The sequence below is a fragment of the Oxalobacteraceae bacterium OTU3CAMAD1 genome, from assembly GCA_024123915.1.
In the GTDB taxonomy this organism is placed as follows: Bacteria; Pseudomonadota; Gammaproteobacteria; order Burkholderiales; family Burkholderiaceae_D; genus Rugamonas.
On sequence record CP099650.1, the window covers coordinates 5,109,336 to 5,133,220 of the forward strand.

Consider the following 23,885-nt stretch of genomic DNA (forward strand, 5'->3'; position numbering starts at 1 on the left):
AGGCCGAGAACCCAGGAGTTAAATCATAGTTTCAAAACGACCGGAAGTCCATGCGTATTATTACCCACAGGCATTAAATGTATAAATAATATTCATAATGGTTATTTGCACAACGCTTTCAGCCGCCCTTTCCGGCGGCCAGCAAATGGTCGGACGCCATCGCGGTGCTGAGGAACAGTTTACCGTTCAGGTCGCGCAGCAGTTCGCTGTGGCGCAGGCGGTCCATCACCGGCCCCTTGACCTCGGCCAGGTGCATGCCGATGCCGCGCCGCTTGAGGCTTTGATTGAGCTCCGACAGCGCGAACAGCGCCGTGGTGTCGATCGAACTGACCGCAGTCATCACCAGCACCAGATGGCGCGCGCTCGGATGGGTCGCCAGCTCGCACTCGATACGCTCGGAGACCGCCTCCACGTTGCCGAAGAACAGATTGGCGTCGATGCGCAGCACCAGCAGTTCCGGCCTGGTTTCGGCGGGGTAGCGTTCGATATTGCGGAAATGCTCGCTGCCGGCGATGCGCCCCAACACCGCGATGTGGGGCCGGCTGGCGCGCCAGATCAGGGTGCCCATCGACAGCGCCACGCCGACGATCACGCCCGCCTCCACGCCCATGGCCAGCACGCCCAGGCAGGTCGCGCCCCAGGCCAGGGCGTCGCTGCGGTCGTACTGCCAGGCGGTGCGCAGGATGCCCAGTTCCAGCATGCCCAGCACGGCGACGATGATGGTCGCGGCCAGCGTGGGCAGCGGCAGCCGCGCCAGCCAGCCGGTCGGCGCCAGCAGCGCGCAGGCCAGCAGCGCCGCCGTGATCAGGCTCGCCAGCGGCGTGTTGGCGCCGGCGGCGAAGTTGACGGCGGAGCGCGACAGGCTGCCCGTCACCGGGAAGCCGCCCGACAGCGCGCTGGCGACGTTGGCCGCGCCCAGGCCGACCAGTTCATGGTTGCTGACCAGTTTCTCGTTGCGCTTGAGGGCCAGCGACTGCGCCGCCGACATCGACATCAGGAACACGATAAAGCCGATCAGCAGCCCCGGTTGCAGCAACTGCGGCCAGTGGGCGCTGGAGGTGGCCAGGTTCAGGCGCGGCAGCCCTGGCGGCACGGAGCCAGTGGTGCGCACGCCCATTTCGGCGAGGCCGGTGGTGGCCATCAACAGGATACCGCCCAGGACCACGAGCATCGGCGCCAGCTTGGCCGCGATATCGGCAACGGTCGGCGACAGGCCGCAGCGGCGCAGCAGGCCGGCCAGATAAAACTTCGACAGCACCAGCAGCACCAATGAGCCAACGCCCAGCACCGCGCTCGGGATGTGGAGGTGTGGCAGCGGAGCGCCAAGCAGCGTATGGATTTGATCGAAGGCGATGACGATCGCCGAGCCGACGGTGAAGCCGCTCATCACGGGGCGGGAAAAGAAATTGGCCAGGAAGCCCATGCGCAGCAAGCCGCACAACAGCAGCACGGCGCCGGACACCATCGCCAGCTGGGCGGCGAGCACCGTCGCCAGCGCGGAGCCGGCCGGCGCCAGCGGCCCGATGGCGGCCGCCGTCATCAGCGACACGATGGCCATCGGCCCGACCGATTGCGTCATGCTGCTGCCGAACAGCGCATAGACGACCGGCGGCAGGATGCTGGCGTAGATGCCAACCACCGGCGGCACTCCGGCCACCAGCGCATAGGCCATCCCCTGCGGAATCATCATCATTGCGACCACCAGGCCGGCGCTGATATCGCCAGGCAGCAGCGCGCGCCGGTAGTGCTTCAACCAATGCAGCATCGTCGTTCCGGGAAACTGAAAACCGCCAGCGTACGCGATCGGACACAGCCGGTCCAGAGCCAAACTCGTTTTTTACATTACGTAATGCGAAAAACGCATAAGGAATACAGCTCGGGCGTTATGGGCGGCCTTACTTCGCGAGATAACGCACCGTTGCCATGATTCTCACGTTGTGTGTCGCGTTGATCGATGGCGTGTGCAATACGCGCATATCCATCAAGTAGACGTCACCTGCTTCGCCCGACATTTCTACGATGGAGATATGAGGACCCAGCTCGGTGACATCTCCACCAGCGCGCAAAATCTCGCAAGCTTTACCGCGTAAATTGTTTCGGCGATTGAAGAGATGTGAACCGGCCAATGCCAGCGTGCCGCCGCCATGGCTTTTTACCTGGTCGATCAGGATAAAAGCCTGGATGCCCGGGACGAGTTCAGAGACCGACGAGGCGACATCGGTATGCCAATTCAGGCCGGCAAGCGACCAAGCGCCTTGGCTCGTCCCGAATTAACGAGGAAATCTTTACCGTTTCCTGAAATGACGTAAGAGTCTTGTTCACGGCCGACAGACGCTTGCCCGACGACCACAAGTTCAATCGCTTTAACTCAGCCAAAACGTCGTCTCGTACTTTATTTAGCTGTTTCTTGGGTATCGCTCCCCGGAGGAAGAGATACCCTTGCTCGTTAAATGACAACAGTTGTTGTGGTGTCATATCACCCCCCGTCAACGTCAAGTCCCCGGTAGAGACTCCCGAACCGCCTCCAGGATCTCCAGCGACATCTCCTCGTCGTCGATCGCCCTGGCCAGCACGATCGCTCCGACCATCGCCGCATATGTGGCCAGCGCCTGCCTGCGCTTCGCCGCATCATCCTCACCCGGCACCAACTCCTCCAGCACCGCGATCTGCCCCTTTGCCCCTTCGGTCAGCGCTTGGCGCACCTTCGGCCCGAGACGCGCGATATCCGGCCCCAGGGACGTAATGGAACACCCCAGTTCAGGCCCGTCGCGATGACGCGCCGACAAATAACTATCCCCGATGCTCGCCATCGCCGTCGCCGGCGAATTGGGCGCCGCAGCCGCCCTCTCGCGCCAGCGCCCGACCGACTTCTTGAACGCATGCGCCGTGGCTTCGGCCAGCAAATCCTCCTTCGAGGCGAAGTGGCCGTAAAACCCGCCATGCGTCAAGCCGGCGCTTTTCATCAAATCGACCACGCCGATGCCGTCGTAGCCTTTCTGGCGGAACAACCGCGCCGCCGTCTCGACGATGCGCTCGCGGTTGAGCGCCACCTGCTCCCTGCTGACTTTCATGTGCGACTCCCAATGCTGAACCAATCGCCACCATCATACATGATGAGCGTAATGTAAGACGCCAATTCAGGGTTGTTGTCGCAGCCCCGCCCCAATCAGCCTCAGCTGCGTCAAAATGACGCAGCATTTGCATCTCGACGCAGCTCGGAGTACAGTGACACGGCTCTCTAAGCATCTAAATCTCAAATCTGTACCGGCGGGAACACATGCCGGGTAGGCACGAAAGGCAATTCACATGAACGCGCCGGAAAACTTAGAACAACGGGTAACTAACCGTGTTCCAAAAACCGTGGCACTAAAACTTCAAGAGGCGGCGGACTTAACAGGAGCAACAATGAATCAGTTTATGGTTCAAGCTGCCCTTGAAAAAGCCGAAAAGATTATTGATCGGGAGAAGACTATCCAATTCTCGAAAAATGACGCTGCCATGATAATTAATATGCTCGATAACCCCTCAAAACCAAATGCCACGCTTGTCAGGGCATTTGAGAGATACAAACAAAGGGAAATTGAAAATGGCAATCAGAGTGGTTCCTCTGGAGACAGTGCATGAAGTAAAGCAGTTTGACTGTGGCAATAATGACCTGAATGTCTTTTTGCGCGCAACCGCAGCACAGCATCAGCGCAAGTTCATAGCGAAGACTTATGTTCTGATCGACGATGACACCCCGGCGATAGTGATGGGCTTCTACACGTTAGCGGTGCGGAAGATGGTTTCAAAAGACGATTTGCCGCCAGATATAGCGAAGAGACTACCACGTGAAGTTCCGGGCTTCTCTTTGGCCCGCCTTGCGGTGCAAGAAGAGCTGAAAGGGCGAGGACACGGCGAATATCTTCTGGCCCATGCACTGCAGCGTATCGCATGCGTAGCAGAAGAAATCGGTGGATACGCAGCCTTCGTTGACGCCAAAGATGATAAGACGGCGGCCTTCTATAAAAAATACGGGTTCATTCCCTTGCCTGACAACCCGTTGATTTTATTTATGCCATTCGGCAACATGCCTCCGTAGCCTCTGTGTTATCCAGCCAACTCGATATGATTGCGCCCAGCGCGTTTCGCCCGCTGCAACGCCGCGTCAAGCCGGTCCAGAACGGTATCGACACCCTCCTCCGCCCCTGCCTGTGCGATGGCCAGGCTGACATTGACGCTGTCGCAGCCCGGCAAATCCGCCTCCGCGATCGCCAAACGCAGTTTTTCCGCCAGCAGCATCACGTCGGCGGCCGTCGTATGCGTGGCGACGATCAAAAACTCCTGCCCGCGCATCCGCGCCAACATGTCGGAGGTACGCAAACGGCGCATCACCGTCTCCGCCACAAGCCGCAAAGCCGCGTCACCCAGCGGATGGCCGTACGGATCGTTCGTCGACCGGAAGCTGCTCACCTCGAACGACATCACCGCCAGCGGCAGGCCGTAACGGCGCGCGCGCCGCAGTTCGTTGTCCAGCATCGTCTCGCCGGCGCGGCGGTTGGCGGCGCCCGTCAAATGGTCGACGGTGCTCAGTTGCGAGAGCTGGCCCGAAAGCTCGTCGTTCCGATGCTTTAATTCGCTCATGCCCAGCCCGAGGCTGACAAACTGCGCAAGGCTCGAGAACGCAGCAAACTGCTCGCGCGAGAACGCGATGTGACGGTCGAACATCAGGCAAATCGCCCCCATGGCCGATCCGGTCTCCGGATTGCCCGCCTCGGAGCGCAGCGGCAGCGCCAGCACCATGCGCACGTAACGGTCGTGCAAGCGCATGGCCAATTCCGGATCGCCGGTCTTCTCGGGCGCGTCCAGCAGCACCATGCGCCCTGCGGACACCGCCATCAATGGCGGAAACACGTCCCGTAGCGCCGATTGCAGCAGATGGTCGGTCCGTCCCATCAAAGTGGCCAGATTAAGATCGTCGGGCGACGCCTGCGCGACCAGCCGCAGATCGCCGTGCTGCTTCATATGCAGCAGCGACGCGTGATACACGCCCGGAAAACCGCACAACGCATGACACACCTTGGCCGCCATCCTGTCGATATTGTCGATGGCGCCGATGGCGTGCTGCACGCCGCGCTGCAAGCCCACCAGATCGCGCAGCTCGCGCTCCCTGTCGAACAGGCGCTGCTGCGTGGCGGCGCCGGGATCGTCGGATATCGACAACGCACGGCGGACGGCATGCCGCAAATCGTCATCGAGCACGGGGCAAATCAGATAGTCGAAGGAGCCGAAAGCCATCAGCTCCGGCAGCCACGCGCACTGCTCATAGCCGCACAACACCAGCAGCGGCGCGCCGGCGCGGTCGATGATCAACTGTCCGATCGCGGCCAGCCCGCCGGGACGCGCATAGCCGTTCAAATCGAGCACCAGCAAATCGGTGGCCTGGCGCGCCAACTCGGCGGCCATATCGTCGATGCTATCGACGATTGCGAGCCGGGAGAACATCTCCCCACAGATCGCCTGGAAATGCGCGCGCCGGTCGCGGCTGGAATTGAAATACGCGCCGACGCTGCCGGACCGGCCTGGATTCTCGGTCATTTTTGTTGCCCCTAGGTATTTCTATTTTTATGCGGAACCGCTTGCTTCCAGTGTGCCACAAAACCGGGCGCTTGCACGGTCGGCCATCTGCGCGCATGTGTGAAAAAGCGCACCGTCATCCTGGCGCCATGCGCGAATACTGTTCCTTCGATGCACAAGGAGGGAATTATGGCAAACAACGAAAACCGGGCCGATTCGGGCACCGCAAGTCAACAGCGCGAAATCCAGCAGCAACAAGACCAAGCCGACCAGCAGAAGGAATCCGGCAGCCAGTCCGGCCAGCGCCAGGGGCCAGTGCAGACCACCGAACATGAGTATCCGGGCACGATGCCATCGCAGCACCTGGAAAAGCCGGGGCTGGAGGCGCAGATGCAGCTCAAGCCCGAATTCCTGGCGCCCGACTACGCCGGCAGCGGCAAACTGGCCGGCATGGTGGCCTTGATCACCGGCGGCGACTCCGGCATCGGCCGCGCCGTCGCGGTGCTGTATGCGCGCGAAGGCGCGGACGTCGCCATCGTCTATCTGGAAGAAGACCAGGACGCGATCGACACCAAACGCTATGTCGAGGCGGAGGGCCAGAGCTGCCTGCTGCTGCGCGGCGACGTGCGCGATGCCGCCTTCTGCCGCGACGCCGCCGAGCAGACGCACGAGCGCTTCGGCCGGCTCGATATCCTGGTCAACAACGCCGCCTTCCAGGAACACGCGGAAAAGCTGACCGACCTGACCGAAGAGCGTTTCGACATGACGATGAAGACCAACGTCTATGGCTACTTCCACATGGCCAAGGCGGCGCTGCCCTTCCTCAAACGCGGCGCCTCCATCATCAACACCGGATCGGTGGTCGGGCTGCAAGGCTCCAAGCATCTGCTGGACTATTCCACCACCAAGGGCGCGATCCACGCGTTCACGATGTCGCTCGCTTCCAACCTGCTGGACCAGGGTATCCGCGTGAACGCGGTGGCGCCGGGACCGGTGTGGACCCCGCTTAACCCGGCCGACCAGTCGCCAGATAAAATCGCCGAGTTCGGGCAGGCCACCGACATGCGCCGCGCCGCGCAACCGCAGGAGCTGTCACCGGCCTACGTGTTCCTGGCCGCGCCGTCGTGCTCCAGCTACATCAGCGGTATCGTGTTGCCGATCACCGGCTCCGTGGGGTCCTGAGCCATGGCCGCCCGCGCGTTGTGGAAAGGCGCCATCAGCTTCGGGCTGGTGCACATTCCGGTCGAGTTGTATTCAGCGGTGCAAACGCACGAGCTGGATTTGACGATGCTCGATCGCCGCGACTTTTCGCCCGTGGGCTATAAGCGCTATAACAAAAAGACCGGCAAGGATGTGACTTGGGACGATATCGTCAAAGGTTACGAGTACGAAGAAGACGAATATGTCGTCCTGTCGGACGAGGACCTGAAGCGGGCCAACGTCGAGGCCACGGGCACGATCGACATCCAGGCCTTCGTCGACGCCGCCGACGTGCCGCTGACGTATTACGAGCAGCCCTATTATCTGGCGCCGTCCAAGGGCGGCGCCAAGGTCTACGCGCTGCTGCGCGAAACGCTGCGCAAGGCCGGCAAGATCGGCATCGCCACGGTGGTAATCCGCACCAAGCAGCATCTGTGCGCGCTGGTGTGTATCGACGAAAAAATCGTGTTGAATACCTTGCGGTATGAGGCGGAGATCCGCAGCGCCGAGGAACTGAAGCTGCCGCCGGCGACCGCCAAGGCGGCCGGCATCAGCGATAAGGAATTGCAGATGGCGCTGTCGCTGGTCGAAGGCATGAGCGAGGAGTGGAAGCCGGAGCAGTATCGCGACACGTACAAGGACGACGTGCTGGCGTTGGTGAAGAAAAAGGTCAAGGCCGGTCAGACCAAGACCATCACTGCCGCCGAGCCGGAAGACAAACCCGCCAAGCCGTCGAATGTGGTCGATCTGGTGGCGCTGCTGCAGGACAGCCTGGGCAAGCGGCCCGGCAAGCCTGGAGCGAAAGCGGCCGCCAAACCTGCGGCGCGCAAGAGCGCAGCAAAAGCCGACAGCGACGAGGAGGAGGAAGAAGCACCTGCTCCACGCCGCAAAACCAGCACCGCCAAAAAGACGCCAACCGCTGCGGCAAGGGCCAAGAGCACCGCGAAGTCATCGACGTCGCGCAAGGCGGCGTGACCGTAGCCACGCAACATCACAAAACCACGGAGACACGTAGGGCGGATTAGGCGGAACGCCGTAATCCGCCAATGCGCGCGCCGTCGAAACGCACGCATTGGCCGATTACGCTTCGCTAATCCGCCCTACGTGGAACCGTGGTAAATCGGAACCGGTGGTAACTCAATTCCCCGTTCCCGGTTTAAACTCCAGCATCTTCATCGCCGGTGCCAGCCCTTTGGCAGCCTTCGCATATCCATCCCAAGGCGAGTTACCGACATCCAGCCGCGTATGCACCGTGCCCACGGTCCAATGATCTCCGCCCGTCAGCTTATCCAACTCCTCCCAAGTCACCGGCACCGAAATCCCCAACCCGGGCCGCGCCCTCGCCGACCACGCGCACGCCGTCGTCGCTCCCCTCCCATTGCGCAAGTAATCGATAAAGATCTTCCCGATACGATTACTAGGCCCGCTCTTGAGCACAAACCGCTCCGGAATGTTCTGCGCCATATGCGCCACGATCGCCTGCGAAAACGCCTTGACGTCATCCCAGCCATATCCCGGCTTGATCGGCACCACCACGTGCAAGCCCTTGCCGCCGCTGGTCTTCAAAAACGCCGGCAACCCCAGATGATCGAGGAAGGCCCGCATCAACTGCGCCGCCTCCCGCACCTGCTTCCACGTCACGTCCTTGCCGGGATCGAGATCGAACACCATCCGGTTCGGCTTCTCGTAGCTGGTGGCGCCGGCGTTCTGCGTATGCAGCTCCACCACGTTCCACTGCGCGGCCGACAGCAAACCCTGCTCCGTCGACACCTCCAGCATCGGCGGATGGTCCGGGTCCAGCTCCTGCTTGAGACTCTTCACACCTGGCAGCTTGTTGGTCTCGGCATGCTTTTGGAAGAACAGCTCCCCGCCGACGCCGGCCGGCGCGCGCACCAGCGATACCGGCCGGCCTTTCAAATGCGGCAGCATCAGCGCGCCCACCAGCGCGTAGTAGCGCACCAGCGTAATCTTGGTGGCGCCGCTTTGTTTGTCGATCACGCGATCGGGATTTGTCACTTTCAGTGAAGCCGGCAGTTTGCCATGCACGGCGGTCGAGGTTTCCATGTCGGTGTTCTCCTTGTCCTTCACGTGGGAAGGCAGCTCGCGCGTGATGGCGCTGGCCTTCTTATCCTTGCGCAGCCCTTTGAATACGGAATGGCGGATCGAGCCTGAGCGCGTCCACTCGCCGAAGGCCACTTCCGCCACCAGGGTTGGCTTGAGCCAGTGCGCCCGCTTGTCGATCTCCTTGTTCGGCACAAACGGGCTTTTATCGGCCGTCAGCTCATCCATTTTGGATTTCAGCTCCTTCAGCGAAGCGCCGTTAAAGCCGCTGCCGACATTGCCGGCGTATTGCAGCTTGCCGTCCTTGTCGTAGGTCCCCAGCAGCAGCGAACCGAAGCCGCTGCGCGAGCCCTGCGGGTCGGTGTAGCCGCCGATGACGAATTCCTGCCGCTGGCCGCATTTGAGTTTGATCCAGCTGCCGCCTCGGCGCGACGTATAGGCCGAATCGCGCCGTTTGCCGATGATGCCCTCCAGCCCCATGCTGCAAGCGGCGGCGATCATGTCCTGCGGAGAGGCGTTCAGCGCGGCGCTATAGCGCACGGTATCGGTGGCCTTCTTCGCCATCACTTTTTCGAGGATGGCGCGGCGCTCTTCCAGCGGCATCTCGCGGAGATCGCGGCCGTCGTGGAACGGAATGTCGAAGATGAAGTAGACCATCTCGCCGGGGTGATTCTCGTCGAAGGCGTTTTGCAACAGACCGAAGTCGGGACGGCCTTCTTCGTCATGCACGACGATCTCGCCATCGTACCAGCCCGATGGCAGCTTCATTTTTGCAATGGCCTCGCGCAGCGGACGCATTTTATGCGTCCAGTCGTTACCGTTGCGTGTGATCAGGCGGATGTCCGTGCCATCAACCCGCGTCAGAATGCGGTAGCCGTCGAACTTGATCTCGAATAGCCAATCTTCCGGCGACGACGGCGGCGCGTCGACCAGGGTGGCCAGTTGCGGCGTCAGCGTCTCGGGCAACTCGGCCTTGGGAGCGGCGACCTTGGGCGCGGCCTTGGATGCGGCCTTTGGCGCGGCTTTCCCGGCGCTCTTCGCCACTTTCGCCGGCACTGCGGCGGCGCTCCCCGGCAGCGGCAAAGCTTTCACGCTGTCGGGCATCTCGTCGATCACGCTGAACTCCTCGGCCGGCCGCGCATATTCGTCCTTCTCTTTAATCAGCAGCCAGGGTTCCTGTTTTTCGCCCTTGCCCTTCATCCGCACGAGCACCCACTTGCCGTGCATCTTATGCCCGGTCAGCTCGAATTTCAGATTGCCGGCGGCCAGCGCCTTGCGCGGATCGTCCAGCGGCTTCCAGTAACCCTTGTCCCAAATGATGACCTTCCCCGCCCCGTACTGCTTGGGCGGTATCGTCCCCTCGAAATCGTTGTACGAGATCGGGTGGTCTTCCACGTGCACGGCCATGCGCTTGTCGTGCGTGTCGTAGCTCGGGCCCTTGGGCACGGCCCAACTCATCATTACGCCGTCGAGTTCCAGCCGGAAGTCGTAATGCAGCCGGCTGGCCCAATGCTTTTGAATGACGAACGTCAGCGTCTCGCCGCCCTCCTGGCCTCCTTCGGCCGGCTCGGGGGTGATCGCGAAGTTACGCTTGGCTTTATAGGTTTTCAGGGATTCGCTCATAACGCCAGCGTAGCCCCAGGCGGCCGCGCATTCTGTGCGTTGGCGAACATGTAAGCGATTGTAAAGCCCGTCAACGAGGGCGATCCGGGCCGCGTTTTCTGCTCAGTGACACGGGAATTGTCCCGGCCCTAAATCAAAACCTGAATGAGGATTTCATCATGAACAAACTTATCGCTACCCTGATCGCCGGCCTGTTTGCAACCGCAGCTTTTGCACAAGCTCCTGCCACCACCACGACCACCACCACCGCAACGCCGGCAGCAGCTGCTAAAGCGGAAGCCAAGGAAACCAAGGCCGCCGTCAAAGCCGAAGCGAAAGAAACCAAAGCTGAAATCAAGGCCGACGCAAAAACCGCCAAGGTAGAAGCCGACGCGAAGAAAGACGTCGCCGTCGCCCACGCCGAAGCCAAAGCCGACAAGGCCGACGCACACGCCAAGGCCACCAAGACCAAAGCCAAAGCACATGCCAAGGCCGCCAAGACCGAAGCAACCGACGGCGTAGCCGCACCAGTCGTTACCAAGTAAGTCTTTGTTCTGTAGGACGTAAAAAAAGCGGACCCGATTCGATTCGGGTCCGCTTTTTCCATGGGCGATCAGCTTATTGCTGAGCGACCGCTGGTGCCGTTGGCGCGCCGGCTGTACCGCCGGCGCTGTCCCAGCCACCACCCAGTGCGCGGATCAGCGCCACGGTGGTTACCGCGCGCGTGCCGCGCAGCTGCACGGCGGTGCGTTCCACCGCCGCCAGGTTGCGCTGCGCGTCCAGCAAATCGAGGTAGCTCGAACGACCGGCCGTGTACAGCTTCTGCGCCAGATCGGCGGAGCGGCGTGCCGACACCAGCGCCGCTTCCATCTGCGCCGTCTGACCGGCGAGGATACGCAGGCCGGCCAGGTTGTCTTCCACCTCGGCGAAGGCCACCAGCACGCTCTGACGATACGTACCGACCGACTCCTCCAGCGCCGCTTCGCTGCGGAGGATGTTGTTCTTGTTGCGGCCACCGTCAATGATAGGCATCGACATCAGCGCGCCAAGCACCCACGAACGGCTGCTCCACTTGAACACTTCGGCCACGGTGTCGGCCGACGAGCCGCCACCGCTCGCGCTCAACGTCAGCGCCGGGAACATGGCCGATCGGGCCACGCCGATGCGGGCGTTGGACGCCTCCATCGTGCGCTGCGCGGCGGCGATGTCCGGACGGCGTTCCAGCAGCGACGACGGCATGCCTGCCGGGATCACCGGCAGCAGCGCCGTGTCCAGCAAAGGCGAAACGCCGGCCGTGTAGCTGGCCGCCGGTTTGCCCAGCAAAACCGCCAGCGCATGCTCGGTCGTCACGCGCTGACGCTGCAGGCCGATGAACTCCGAGCGCGTCGTCGCCAGTTCGGTCTTGGCGCGCGCCAGATCGAATTCGCCGATGTCGCCCAGGTCGAAACGGCGCTGGTTGACCTTGACGTCCTCCTCACGCGTTTGCACCGTGCGGTTCAGCGTTTCCAGTTCGGCGTCGGTGGCGCGCAGACGGAAGTAAGTCTGCGCCACATCCGCTTGCACCGACAGCAGCACAGAGCGGTAGGTCGCCTCGATCGAGGCGGCATCGCTGCGGGCGGCGCTGACGTTGGACGATACGCGGCCGAACAGGTCGACCTCGTAGCTGGCCGTCAGGTTCGCGCTAAACAGTTTGCCCGGCGCGACGTCCGTGCCTTGCGGCAGGCCGAGCGACGTCGCCGACTGGCGCTGACGCTGGGCGCCGGCGTTGACGCCGACCTGCGGAATGCGGTCCGCTTCGGCCACGCCGGCGATGGCGCGGGCCTGCTTGACGCGGGCCGCCGCCACCGACAGGTTGGCGTTGGCACGCGTCGCCTCGGCGATCAGCTCATTGAGGGCTGGATCGTTGAAGGCCAGCCACCACTCGCCGCGCGGCTGCGCCTCGGCGGCCTGCGCCTGTTTCCAGGTGCTGCCGTCGGCGGCGGTTCTCACCGCCACCGAGACATCGGCGGCGGTCGGCGCTTGCGATTCCTTGAAGGCGGTGGGCACTTCCACCGCCGGCTGTTTGAATTCCGGCGCGGCGCATGCCGTCATCAGCAACGCTGCCAGTACCGGCGCCACACCTTTGGCGATCATTTGCAGCTTGTTCATATTAGTGGGTCCCTTCCAGTTTTGCCACCGCGCCGTCGCCGGCGACGGCAGGTTTTTTCTCCATGCGGATGGCCAGGTTACGCAACAGGACGTAGAACACGGGCGTCAGGAACAGGCCGAAGAAGGTCACGCCCAGCATGCCGGCGAACACCGCCACACCCATCGCATGACGCATTTCCGAACCGGCGCCGCTCGAGAACACCAGTGGCAGCACGCCCATGATGAATGCGATCGACGTCATCAGAATCGGGCGCAGACGCAGGCGGCAAGCTTCCAGCGCCGCTTCGACCACGGTGCGGCCCTGGTGTTCCAGTTCACGGGCGAATTCCACAATCAGGATCGCGTTCTTGGACGCCAACCCGACCAGCACGAACAACGCGATCTGCGTGAAGACGTTGTTGTCGCCAGCGGTCAGCTTCACGCCGATCAGCGCGCACAGAATCGACATCGGCACGATCAGGATCACGGCCAGCGGCAGGGTCCAGCTTTCGTATTGGGCGGCAAGCACCAGGAACACCAGCAGTACACACAGCGGGAACACATAAATCATCGTGTTACCGGACAGGATGTCCTGGTACACCAGTTCCGTCCATTCGTAGCCGATGCCCTTAGGCAGAACCTCTTCGACGATCTTGGTCATTTCAGCCTGCGCCTCACCCGACGACACGCCGGGAGCCGGTGCACCGTTGATTTCGGCGGCGACGAAGGCGTTGTAGCGTTGTACGCGGTCCGGGCCATAGGTGTCCTTGACGCGCATCAGCGACGACAGCGGAATCATCTCGCCTTTATCGTTACGTACCTTCAGCTGGGCGATATCCTCGGCGTGCGAACGGAACTGCTGGTCGGCCTGGACGCGCACCTGGTAGGTACGGCCGAACTGATTGAAGTCGTTCACATACAGCGAACCCAGATTGATCTGCAAGGTCTGGTAAATCGTCTGCAGCGGAATACCCAACTGCTTGGCCTTGACGCGATCGACGTCGGCGAACAATTGCGGCACGTTGATCTGGTAGCCCGAGAAAACGCCCGCCAGTTTCGGATTGGTCGCGGCTTTCGCCTGCACCGCTTGCACTGCTTTATACAGCGCGTCGTAACCCTGGTTCTCGCGATCCTGCAGCATCAGCTTGAAGCCACCGGTGGTACCGAGGCCGTTGACCGGCGGCGGTGGCAGCACCATTACGAACGCGCCTTCGATCGAGCCCATACGCTTGTTCATTTCAGCGGCGATGCCTTCGGCCGACTGCTCTTTGCCGTGACGCTTGTCGAATGCGCTCAGGCCGACGAACACGATACCGGCGTTCGGCGCGTTGGTGAAGCCGTTGATCGACAGGCCAGGGAAAGCGATCGAATTGTCGATGCCTGGAATGTCCTTGGCGATGTCCGACATCTTGCGGATCACGGCGTCGGTGCGGTCCAGCGAGGCGGCGTCAGGCAACTGCGCGAAGCCGATCAGGTACTGCTTGTCCTGCGCCGGAACGAAGCCCGGTGGCACCAGTTTGAACATGAAACCTGCCGCGACGGCCAGCACCGCGTAGACGATCAGCGAACCGCCCTTGCGCTTCAGTACACCGGTCACGCCCTTTTCATAACGATCGGAAGCGCGGTTGAAGAAGCGGTTGAACCAGCCGAAGAAACGACCGAACACCTTGTCCATGCCACGGGTCAGCGCGTCTTTCGGCGCGTCGTGCGGTTTGAGCAGCGCGGCGGCCAGGGCCGGAGCCAGGGTCAACGAGCTGAATGCCGAGATCACGGTCGAAATGGCGATGGTCAGCGCGAACTGCTTGTAGAACTGGCCGGACAGACCCGAGACGAAAGCGATCGGCACGAACACGGCGCACAGCACCAGGGCGATGGCGATAATCGGACCACTCACCTCTTTCATCGCCTGGATGGTCGCTTCGCGCGGCGCCAGGCCGTCATGGATGTTACGTTCGACGTTTTCCACCACCACGATCGCGTCATCGACCACGATACCGATGGCCAGCACAAGGCCGAACAGCGACAAGGTGTTGATCGAGAAGCCAAAGGCCAGCATCACGGCGAAGGTACCGACCACCGAGACGGGAACGGCCAGCAGCGGAATGACCGATGCGCGCCAGGTTTGCAGAAAGATGATCACCACCAGCGCCACCAGGATGATCGCTTCGACCAAAGTGTGGATCACGGAGCGGATCGACTCCCGCACGAATTGGGTCGGGTCGTATACGATGTCGTAAGCGACGCCTTCCGGGAAATCTTTCGACAGGCGTTCCATGGTCGAGCGCACGTCGGCCGACAGCTGCAAGGCGTTGGCGTTGGGTGCTTCGAAAATTGGAATCGCGGCGGCCGATTTGTTGTTCAGCAGCGAGCGCAGAGCGTACGAATTCGAGCCCATTTCCAGGCGCGCCACGTCGCGCAGACGCGTCACGGCGCCGTCGCTATTGGTCTTGACGATAATGTCGCCAAACTCTTCTTCGCTTTGCAGGCGGCCGTGCGTATTGACGGTCAGCTGGAAGTCCGCGCCCTTGCTCGGGCCCTGGCCGATCACACCAGCCGCCACTTGCACGTTCTGCTCGCGGATCGAATCGACGATGTCGCCGGCAGTCAGGTTACGCTGGGCGACCTTTTGCGGATCGAGCCAGACGCGCATCGAATAGTCGCCGGCGCCGAACAGCTGCACCTCGCCCATGCCGGGCAGGCGGGCCAGTTGGTCCTTGACGTTCAACACCGCGTAGTTACGCAGATACAGGTCGTCGTAACGGCCGTTCGGCGAGGACAGGTGGACCACCATGGTCAGGTTGGGCGACGACTTGACGGTCGTCACGCCAATCTGGCGCACCTCTTCCGGCAGACGCGGAAGCGCGCGTTGGACGCGATTCTGCACTTGCGTTTCGGCCTGCTCGACGTTGGTGCCGATCTTGAAGGTGACGGTCAGCGCCAGCGCGCCGTCCGAGGTGTTTTGCGAGGACATGTACAGCATGTTCTCGACGCCGTTGATCTGTTCCTCAAGCGGCGCGGCCACGGTTTCGGCGATGATCTTCGGATTCGCGCCCGGATACTGCGCGCGCACCACCACCGATGGCGGCACCACGTCCGGGTACTCCGAGATCGGCAGCTTGAAGATCGATATCAAGCCGGCGACGAAGATAATGATCGACAGTACAGCCGCGAAAATCGGCTTGTCGACAAAAAATCGGGAGATGTTCATATTCTTATTCCTTGGAGGTGCCGGCCTTGGTATTGGCGACGGCTACTTTTTCATCTTTTTTGGCATCGGGCTTCGACTCCGGCTTGGCCACGTTGGCCGCCAGTGGATCGGAATCCATCGGCACCACGGTCGGCGAGATCGGCGCGCCGGGACGCACGCGCTGCAGGCCGTTGACGACGATCTTGTCGCCCGCTTTCAGGCCTTCGCGCACCACGCGCAGACCATCGACTTGTGGGCCCAGCGTGACGGCGCGGTACTCGGCCTTGTTGCCGGCGCCGACCACGAACACGAACTTGCGGCTTTGATCGGTACTGACGGCGCGCTCGTTGATTAGCAGCGTAGGCTTGGCGCCGGTGGTGCCGGCCAGCTGCACGCGGGCGAACAGGCCGGGAACCAGGGTGCCGTCCTTGTTGGCCAAGGTGGCGCGCATACGCACCGAACCGCTGCGCGGATCGAGCTGGTTGTCGACGAATTCAAGCTTGCCTTCGTGCGGGAAGCCGGTTTCGTTGGCCAGGCCGATCTTGACGATGGCCGGTTCGCCCTTGTGGGCGGCGGCGCCGACGCGCAGGTAGGTATCTTCGTCGCCGTCGAAGGAGGCGTAGATGTTTTCCAGCGAGACCACGGAGGTCAGCACGGCCGACGCGTCGACCAGGTTACCGAGCGTAATTTCAGCTTTCGACACGCGGCCGTTGATCGGCGACTCGACGCGGGTGTAGGCCAGATTGAGCTTGGCCGCCTCGTACTGGGCCTGCGCGGCGCGGGCGTCGGCATCGAGCTGCTTCTGGTTCGAAGCGCGTTCGTCGTATTCGCGCTGGGCGATGGCTTTATCGGCCAGCAGTTTTTCGGCGCGGTTCAATTCCAGCTTGGCCAGTTCGGCCTTGGCGCGCGCCGAGCCGGCGGCAGCTTCGGCGCGGTTGGCTTCAGCCTGATACGGGCGCGCATCGATGACGAACAAGACGTCGCCTTTCTTGACCTGGCTGCCCGGCTTGAAGTTGATCGCGGTGATGAAGCCCCCGACGCGCGGACGGATTTGCACCTGTTCGACCGCCTCCAGGCGACCCGAGAACTCCTGGGTCTCGGTGATGGTTTTCTCGACCACGGTAGCCGCCGAAATCGGTGGCCCGCCGCCCGCCGCCGCAGGCGATTCCGTCTTGCCCGTCGCGTCGTCGCAACCAGTTAGGCCGAAAGCGGCCAGTCCCGCCAGCGCCATAGCGGCGGCCAGCGGCCGGGCTACAGCGGTGAATTGTTTAATGTTTTTCATTTTTATCCCTTTGTGCATGAAAATAATTAATAGAAATGGCGGCACCGGCTGCCTCAACGAAAATCGAGAAAACACGGTACTAGCGCCCCGCCGGCAAGCCATTGGGGACGTGACTACAGATACTGCAAATGGTTAGGGTGCTGTCCCTAGTGCGCTATGAAGCTGGCGGCGTCTCGGACCGTTCCAGGTTAGTGACAAAGCTGGCGATTTCTCCAAGGGCTGCGCATTTACACGCGCAGTCGTTGCGGGCGCCCGGATCTTGCAGAGGCTGCGGCGCCATTCTGATGACGGTGGTTTTGACACCGCACGAAATCAGCTTGGCGCCGTACTGTTCCGCCTCGTCGCGCAGGGGATCGTCCTCGGACGACAGGATTAGCGCGGGGGGCAGGTTTTTCAAACGGCTCGATTGCAGCGGCGACGCATAAGGGTGCGTGCGGTCGGCGGCGTTGGGCAGGTAGCCGCGGTAGGCCGCCGCGCAGGCGTCGGCCACGTCCAGCAGCTCCGGCGCCTGCTGCATCTCGCGCATCGAGCAGGTGGTCAGGCCCGGGTCCAGCATCGGCATGATCAGGATCTGGCCGGCCAGCGCAGGACCGCCACGGTCGCGCGACATCAGCGCGCACACCGCCGCCAGATTGGCGCCGGCCTCAATACCGGCCACCATCAGCTGCTTGCCGGTCCAGCCGATTTTGCCCTTGTTCTTTTTGGCCCAGGTCAGCACGGCGTGGGCGTCTTCCACCGCCGCCGGGAACGGGCGCACGCATGCCAGGGTATAACCGGAGGCCAGCACCGCCATGCCGGGATGGTCGTCGGCCAGGTGGCGCAGGAAGCTGTCCGCGTCTTCCAGATCGCCGCCGACGAAGCCGCCGGCGTGGAAGAACACCGTCAGCGTATCGCGCTTGGCGGCGTCGCCGCTGGTGTACAGGCGCGCAGGCAGCGGGCCTTCGGCGCCGCGCACTTCCAGGCTGCGGATCTTCAGACGATCCGACAACTCCGGCAGCGCTTCGTCCTGTGGCTTGATGGTCACTGCTGCACCGTGCCAGTCGCGTCGGCCGACATCAGCGACGTGTCGGCGCAAGCCAGCACGTCGCCGCTGGCCACTTCGGTCAGGGCACGAACGCCGCTCACTTCGGCCTTGGCCGTCTGCAAGTAGGCATCGGTATAGACGACGCCCGCCAGCGCGACCGATGTCAGCGCGATCGCAACCGTTGCAAAAATTCCGTCCCGATATTTCATGATGATTCCCTCCCAGCGTGGTGTAACAACTTGCCTCTGCCCCGGAACAGCCCATGCTTTCCTTGGTGCAGTACAGCAATCTTAAACTTGTTCTACAATCCGATAAATAGCCTAAAGTTGAATTGATTGTTCAGGATTCGGAACAATGGAGCGAATAGATGAATAAACTGCAAGCGATGGAAGTGTTCGTGAACGTGGTCGACTCCGGCGGCTTCACGCGCGCGGCCGAAATCATGCAACTGCCGAAGGCCACGGTCTCGACCCTGATCCAGTCGCTGGAGGCGTCGCTGGCGGTCAAGCTGCTGCACCGGACCACGCGCCACGTCAGCGTCACGGCCGACGGCGCCGCCTATTACGAGCGCTGCCTGCGCATTTTATCGGACGTGCGCGACGCCGAGGAATCGCTGTCGCGCACACGATTGAGCCCCAGCGGAAGGCTGCGGGTCGACGTCCCCACGGGGCTTGCCGCCAGCGTGCTGGTTCCAGCGCTACCCGACTTCTTCACCCGCTACCCGGACATCCAGATGGAGATGGGCTGCAGCGACCGCGCCGTCGATCTGGTTGAGGAAGGCGTCGACTGCGCGGTGCGGGCCGGCCAGTTGGTCGATTCGAGCCTGATCGCGCGGCGCGTCGGCATCCTGCACTTCGTCACCTGCGCGGTGCCGTCGTATCTGGACCGATACGGCCGCCCTGCCCACCCGGACGAATTGACGCGCCACCTGTGCGTTAACTATTTTTCATCGAAGACCGGTAAAATCGTCGACTGGGACTTTTCGCGCGGCGCCGAACGGGTGCAGGTCGCCCTGCCCGGCCACATCGCCCTGAACGACACCACCGCCTACACGGCGGCGGGGCTGGCGGGGCTGGGCATTGTGCAGATGCCGAATTTTTTGCTCGAGCCGCTGCTCGCCGACGGCACCTTCGAACAGGTGCTGCCGGAATGGAGCTCCGACTCGATACCGGTGCACTTGGTCTACCCGCAAAACCGCCACCTGTCGGCCAAGGTGCGGGTGTTCGTGGAATGGGTCGCCGAACTGTTCTCCAATCATCCAGGCATGCGCCTGCCGAAAGCACCACCACCGGCGGCGCGCGCCACATCCTATGAGGTAGCCCTATGACCGACTCAGTGCCCGACACCCACCGCATCGTATTCCTCGACCGCGACAGCGTCATCGCCAACGTCCGCAAGCCGTCCTTCGCGCACGAATGGAGCGAGTACCCGGCCACCAAGGCGGCCGACGCGATGCAGCGGCTGCGCGACGCGCGCGCCACCATCGCCATCACCAACAAGGTACCGCTGCGCGCCGACGACCTGGCGCAGCTGCCGGACCTGAAGATGATCGCGGTGGCCGCCACCGGCACCGACATCGTCGACCTGCAGGCCTGCCGCGAGCGCGACATCGTCGTCTCCAACATCCGCAACTACGCGGTGCACACGCTGCCCGAGCACACCTTCGCGCTGATCCTGGCGCTGCGCCGCCAGCTGGTGGCCTACCGTGAGGACATCGAAGCGGGCCTGTGGCAAAAGTCGGAGCGATTCTGCCTGTTCGGGCATCCGATCTCCGACCTGGCAGGCAGCCGTTTGGGCCTTGCAGGCTATGGCGCGCTGGGGAAATCGGTGGCGCAGATCGCCCGCGCATTCGGCATGGAGGTGGTGGTGTTCAACCGCTCGCCGGTGACGGACGAAGGCATCAAGCAGGTGTCGTGGGACGAGCTGCTGGAGACCTCGGATGTCCTCAGCCTGCACCTGCCGCTCAACGACAAGACGCGCAACATCATCTGTGCGAAGGAATTGATACGCATGAAAAGCTCGGCGCTGCTGATCAACACTGCACGCGGCGGCCTGGTGGACGAAGTGGCGCTGGCCGACGCGCTGCGCGCCGGCGTGATCGCGGGCGCCGGGTTCGACGTCCTGGTAAAGGAACCGCCGCCGCAGGACAACGTGCTGCTCAACCTGCGGCTGCCGAACTTCATCCTCACGCCGCATTCGGCATGGGCCAGTTCGCAAGCGATGCAGGTGTTGGCCGATCAACTGATCGACAACATCGAAGCATGGCAGTCCGGAACGCCCAATAACGTAATGGGCTAAAACCACGTCCCATGAAAATATCTAAGGATGCCACTTCTGATGAATCAAACTTTCACAATTTCGGTGCCGCACCTTCGCACAGACCGGCTTACGCTTCGGGAGTATCGTGTTGAAGACTTCGCGTTATTTGCAGACCATTTGTCGAATGCTGAAAGCTCAGCTCATTTAGGCTCGGCAGACCGCGCGACCGCTTGGCGTATCTTCAGTTCGCATGCTGGATTCTGGCTGCTCAGTGGGGCTGGTTGGTGGTCGATAGAGGATCGGCAAACGGGGCAGCTGGTTGGGAACGTTGGTGCTTTCTTCCGCGACGAATCAACTGTGATCGAGATGGGGTGGAATACTTATCGGGCATTCTGGGGAAAAGGCATTGCGAACGAGGCTGCCGCGGCAGTCTTGAATTATGCGTTCGAGGTGCGACGTGAGCCGAAGGTTCGGGCACTGATCGCTTCCGGGAATGAATCCTCGCGCCGCGTGGCCGAGCGCCTGGGAATGACGTACGAAATGGAAACTGAGCTGAATGGCAAGAGAATCAATAGTTACACGCGCCAGCGTACTTGAAGCTGCCGCGATCAGCGACATGCCGATTTCCGCTTTCGGCCAAAAGCAGTCCCTCAAGACAGATTTTTAGGAAGGCCTACCGATGGCAAACGATGAGCCATTTTCGACAGCGGAACTCTTTGAATATCACAAAGCAACAGGCTGTCCCGTAGTGAAGGCAAGGTCAGAGCTTCTTTTGATGGAACCTGAGTTACGGTCAAGGGTATTTAAGGCTGCGCGGGAACAATGTCCCAAGTGGGGCGGGTTACGCGACCCAATCGAAAATGACCCAGCGACGCGTGAAATGGTTAGCAACGCAGCAAAGGCGGCGGAAATGCTCGCAGCCGAGACCTCTGGGCGCGGGCGCGGCCATCGTATATGGTTGGAGCAGAAACGTCTCTTGGCTGCACAAGGAATTACCTGGTTTTCTCCAGCGGATATGAATCCTGGAATTGTCTTTGATTAATTCGCTCACGTATGACCGCTTCGGGCGACTGCTGGCGTCGCCCTTGTTCCTAAGCATCCATTTGCTCGGCCATTTCGAGAGCGTCATCGACTTCGATACCCAGATCTCGTACGGTGCTCTTGCTGTCGATGGCCAAGTTGAAGAGTGCCAAGTCCCAGGCCCTGCTGGAGATTTCCAAGCAAACGCGAATTGCCCAGATTTCCCTGACACGCAGCGGCGCTTTTTGCCCAACCAACTTGCCCTTGTTTCACGGACGTAGCTGACTAAAATCTTTCAATTGATTTGTTCCTCGCAGCGAGCACGCTGCGATGAGTCGTGCGGCCCTTCTGCCGCAAGTAGGTCCGCGATTGCATAGTAGCCATACAGAAGCGCCAGCGCATGTGGCGTCAAGCCCGCATGCGAGACCAGATCGCGCCTCGCCCCGGCATCGACCAGTGCACGCGCCGCATCGGCGTGACCGTGCCAGACCGCGTCGTGCAAGGCGCTCAGGCCATTGTAGTCACCCTGCGCGTCGATCTCGGCCGCGTGCCCATCGGCATCTGGTCTTGTCAGGACGCGCACCACCTCGGCGTGCCCGAAGTACGCCGCTTCATGCACAACCGTGGCCTTCATCGGCCCACAGGTCATTCGCGCGTCGGCGCCTGCATCGAGCAGCCTGCGCACGATCTGCGCGTGGCCCATGCGAGCGGCCATGCCGAGCGGCGTGCAATCGTCGTCCGGACCGCCCATGGCGGGCGCCCGTTGGTCAACCGGATGCCCCAATGCGATCAGGCGCTCCACGGCTGCGAGGTCGCCCTGCTTGACCGCTGCCATCAACGCCTGGTCGCGAGTCCGCGCCGCATCGCGTGCTTCGCGTGCGACGATCAAGCCAGCGATGGCGTCGAGCCCATCCTCGCGCGCCAGTTCGAGCGCATTCCGGCCGGAATGACCGCGTGAATTGGTGCGTGCGCCGCGATCGAGCAACAGGCATACGACCCCCGCGTGCTTGTGCAAGACTGCATCCATCAGCGCCGTGTGGCCGATGCTGGGCGACTGTAGATCGATGAACGCGCCGTGCGCCAGCAGCAGCGCCGCCACATCGGGGTTGCCCGATTGCGCCGCCTTGTGCAAGGCCGTGGCGCCCATGCGCGGATCGAGCGTGTGGACATCGGCTCCTTCCGTGAGCAGAAGTTCGACGATTTGCGAGTGGCCCAGACCGGCCGCGACCATCAGCGGTGAAAGACCGTCGGGGCCGCACCGGCTCACATCAGCGCCCCGGTCGATAAGCACTCGTACCGAATCGATGCTGCCGCTGCGAATCGCGGTGAAGAGATTCATGACGCCTCCAGCGCGCCGAGAAACTTGAGCAATTCGGCATTAAGACGGTCGGCCGCCTCGTGCTGGACCCAGTGGCCCACACCCTCGAGCCGCACTTGATCAATGAGGCCCGGTTGTCCGCGCCGCAGTTCGGCTAACGTGGGCGGCGTCTCGTGGAAGAATTGGCACAGCCCGTCTGCAGCTCCCCATATGTAGAGTGACGGCTGCCGAATGACGGCGCCCTTGAAGGCGGAAAGCAGGTCGAAGGAGCCTTGCGTGGCCCGGTAATGGTTCAGACCACCACGAAATCCCGTTTTTTCGAAGGCCGCGATGGTGCGCCGAACATAGGCGGGGTCGGCCCAAGCCGGCAACGCGGCCGGCGCGGGACGCAACAGGCTGCGACGTGGGTCGATCGGGTCCCAGCGCTGATCCGCCGGCGGGCTGGCGGAGGGCCAGTACAGGATGGATGGAATCGACCGCACGGCCGGCGCGAACAGCGCTTCGGCGCCAGGCTTGATCCACTCCAGCGCATAATAGCGCTCACCCAGTCCGCGCTTGCGCAAAGCTTGGTACAAGCTCGCCTCGCCACGCGGCGCAAACGGAATGCTGATGCTGACCAGCGCGCGGAAGCGGTCGGGCCGCATCAGCGCAGCGCGCTGGGCGTGGTCTGCCCCCCAGTCGTGGCCGACGACGACGGCCGTGTCGATCTTGAGGGCGTCAAGGACGCCCACCAGGTCGCCGACCGTGTACATCGATGTGTACAGAGCGGGGTCGCGCGGCGCGAAGCTCTGGCCGAAGCCGCGCATGTCGAGCGCCACCGCACGGTAACCTGCGGCCGCAACGGCCCGCATCTGGCTGCGCCAGGTGTCGGCTGTGTCGGGAAAGCCGTGACAGAACAGCACGACTGGGCCAGCGCCCTGCTCGATGACGCGGAACGATTCGCCGTCAACTTGCAGCAGGCTCTGGCGCACCGGAGAGACGCTTGTTGCCGAGGCGGCCAACGCGCCAGGCGCGATCATGCCGAGACCTGCAATCGATGCGGCGCGCAGCACGTTGCGCCTGCCCGCAAGTGGTGGCGCGCCCGCGTCGGCGTTCGGACTGTGCAGTGATTGCGCTGCCGGGGTCAAAAACGGAATCGAAATCGGAACCATGTGAGGAGCCTCTTGGTAGTGTCGATCGGTGACGGCGCTTTCTGTCACAATGTGGCTTACAAGACCAGAACGCGCCGCCTTTATTCATATTACCTTTG

General features: G+C 62.3%; 20 protein-coding genes and 1 pseudogene. 9 read left to right on the forward strand and 12 right to left on the reverse strand.

Going from position 1 to position 23,885, the window contains the following annotated elements; genetic code table 11:
• Positions 1-118: 118 nt before the first annotated feature.
• On the reverse strand, positions 119-1,765 hold the full coding sequence (sulP, locus tag NHH88_21645; protein USX12290.1) for a sulfate permease: 1,647 nt from the start codon (positions 1,763-1,765) through the stop codon (positions 119-121).
• 727 nt (positions 1,766-2,492) lie between these two features.
• The gene (locus NHH88_21650) at positions 2,493-3,071 is read right to left on the reverse strand and encodes a TetR/AcrR family transcriptional regulator (GenBank protein ID USX12291.1); all 579 of its coding nucleotides are present in this window, start codon (positions 3,069-3,071) and stop codon (positions 2,493-2,495) included.
• 235 nt (positions 3,072-3,306) lie between these two features.
• Between NHH88_21650 and NHH88_21655 the strand changes: the two genes are divergently transcribed.
• Together NHH88_21655 and NHH88_21660 are read left to right on the forward strand one after the other, a co-directional pair.
• Positions 3,307-3,624, forward strand: coding sequence for a DUF1778 domain-containing protein (locus NHH88_21655; protein USX12292.1), 318 nt, complete (start codon positions 3,307-3,309; stop codon positions 3,622-3,624).
• Positions 3,587-4,081, forward strand: a complete 495-nt coding sequence (locus NHH88_21660; protein USX12293.1) for a GNAT family N-acetyltransferase — start codon at positions 3,587-3,589, stop codon at positions 4,079-4,081. The genes NHH88_21655 and NHH88_21660 overlap by 38 nt, the downstream gene beginning before the upstream one ends.
• Before the next feature lie 8 nt (positions 4,082-4,089).
• On the opposite strand, the gene NHH88_21665 is transcribed toward NHH88_21660, so the two are convergent.
• Entirely contained in the window at positions 4,090-5,577 is a 1,488-nt protein-coding gene (locus NHH88_21665) for a GGDEF domain-containing protein (GenBank protein USX12294.1), read from the reverse strand.
• 168 nt (positions 5,578-5,745) lie between these two features.
• Between NHH88_21665 and NHH88_21670 the strand changes: the two genes are divergently transcribed.
• The gene (locus NHH88_21670; protein USX12295.1) at positions 5,746-6,738 is read left to right on the forward strand and encodes an SDR family oxidoreductase; all 993 of its coding nucleotides are present in this window, start codon (positions 5,746-5,748) and stop codon (positions 6,736-6,738) included.
• A 3-nt stretch (positions 6,739-6,741) separates the two neighbouring features.
• Positions 6,742-7,731, forward strand: a complete 990-nt coding sequence (locus tag NHH88_21675; GenBank protein USX12296.1) for a Ku protein — start codon at positions 6,742-6,744, stop codon at positions 7,729-7,731.
• Positions 7,732-7,893: 162 nt separating this feature from the next.
• Here NHH88_21675 and ligD read toward each other — a convergent pair whose 3' ends face one another.
• Positions 7,894-10,440, reverse strand: a complete 2,547-nt coding sequence (gene ligD, locus NHH88_21680; protein USX12297.1) for a DNA ligase D — start codon at positions 10,438-10,440, stop codon at positions 7,894-7,896.
• A gap of 158 nt (positions 10,441-10,598) precedes the next feature.
• Between ligD and NHH88_21685 the strand changes: the two genes are divergently transcribed.
• The gene (locus NHH88_21685) at positions 10,599-10,964 is read left to right on the forward strand and encodes a hypothetical protein (protein ID USX12298.1); all 366 of its coding nucleotides are present in this window, start codon (positions 10,599-10,601) and stop codon (positions 10,962-10,964) included.
• A gap of 73 nt (positions 10,965-11,037) precedes the next feature.
• Here the strand turns inward: NHH88_21685 and NHH88_21690 are convergent, their stop codons facing one another.
• The 5 genes from NHH88_21690 to NHH88_21710 all read right to left on the reverse strand — a co-directional run bounded on the left by NHH88_21690 (position 11,038) and on the right by NHH88_21710 (position 18,248).
• Positions 11,038-12,567: an efflux transporter outer membrane subunit gene (locus NHH88_21690; protein USX12299.1), complete on the reverse strand. Its 1,530-nt coding sequence runs from the start codon at positions 12,565-12,567 to the stop codon at positions 11,038-11,040.
• Between the two features lies 1 nt (position 12,568).
• Positions 12,569-15,754 (reverse strand): efflux RND transporter permease subunit, encoded by a 3,186-nt coding sequence (locus NHH88_21695; GenBank protein USX12300.1) that lies wholly within the window; start codon positions 15,752-15,754, stop codon positions 12,569-12,571.
• 4 nt (positions 15,755-15,758) lie between these two features.
• Positions 15,759-17,015, reverse strand: a complete 1,257-nt coding sequence (locus NHH88_21700; protein ID USX12301.1) for an efflux RND transporter periplasmic adaptor subunit — start codon at positions 17,013-17,015, stop codon at positions 15,759-15,761.
• Positions 17,016-17,169: 154 nt separating this feature from the next.
• The gene (locus NHH88_21705) at positions 17,170-18,039 is read right to left on the reverse strand and encodes an alpha/beta hydrolase (protein ID USX12302.1); all 870 of its coding nucleotides are present in this window, start codon (positions 18,037-18,039) and stop codon (positions 17,170-17,172) included.
• Positions 18,036-18,248 (reverse strand): hypothetical protein, encoded by a 213-nt coding sequence (locus NHH88_21710; GenBank protein ID USX12303.1) that lies wholly within the window; start codon positions 18,246-18,248, stop codon positions 18,036-18,038. The genes NHH88_21705 and NHH88_21710 overlap by 4 nt, the downstream gene beginning before the upstream one ends.
• A gap of 158 nt (positions 18,249-18,406) precedes the next feature.
• On the opposite strand from NHH88_21710, the gene NHH88_21715 reads away from it, so the two are divergent.
• From NHH88_21715 to NHH88_21730, 4 genes are all read left to right on the forward strand, one after another.
• The gene (locus NHH88_21715; protein ID USX12304.1) at positions 18,407-19,366 is read left to right on the forward strand and encodes a LysR substrate-binding domain-containing protein; all 960 of its coding nucleotides are present in this window, start codon (positions 18,407-18,409) and stop codon (positions 19,364-19,366) included.
• The gene (locus NHH88_21720) at positions 19,363-20,337 is read left to right on the forward strand and encodes a D-2-hydroxyacid dehydrogenase (GenBank protein USX12305.1); all 975 of its coding nucleotides are present in this window, start codon (positions 19,363-19,365) and stop codon (positions 20,335-20,337) included. Before NHH88_21715 ends, NHH88_21720 begins: the two co-directional genes overlap by 4 nt.
• Before the next feature lie 39 nt (positions 20,338-20,376).
• Positions 20,377-20,895, forward strand: coding sequence for a GNAT family N-acetyltransferase (locus NHH88_21725; protein ID USX12306.1), 519 nt, complete (start codon positions 20,377-20,379; stop codon positions 20,893-20,895).
• A gap of 82 nt (positions 20,896-20,977) precedes the next feature.
• Positions 20,978-21,340 carry a hypothetical protein gene (locus tag NHH88_21730; protein USX12307.1) on the forward strand — a complete coding sequence of 121 codons (363 nt, stop codon included), beginning with the start codon at positions 20,978-20,980 and terminating at the stop codon, positions 21,338-21,340.
• Between the two features lie 118 nt (positions 21,341-21,458).
• Here the strand turns inward: NHH88_21730 and NHH88_21735 are convergent.
• The 3 genes and pseudogenes from NHH88_21735 to NHH88_21745 form a co-directional block, all read right to left on the reverse strand.
• A pseudogene (locus NHH88_21735) lies at positions 21,459-21,575 on the reverse strand (integrase).
• Positions 21,576-21,613: 38 nt separating this feature from the next.
• Positions 21,614-22,657 (reverse strand): ankyrin repeat domain-containing protein, encoded by a 1,044-nt coding sequence (locus NHH88_21740; GenBank protein USX12308.1) that lies wholly within the window; start codon positions 22,655-22,657, stop codon positions 21,614-21,616.
• A complete protein-coding gene (locus NHH88_21745; GenBank protein USX12309.1) occupies positions 22,654-23,787 on the reverse strand; it encodes an alpha/beta hydrolase in 1,134 nt (377 codons plus the stop codon). Before NHH88_21745 ends, NHH88_21740 begins: the two co-directional genes overlap by 4 nt.
• Positions 23,788-23,885: the final 98 nt, after the last annotated feature.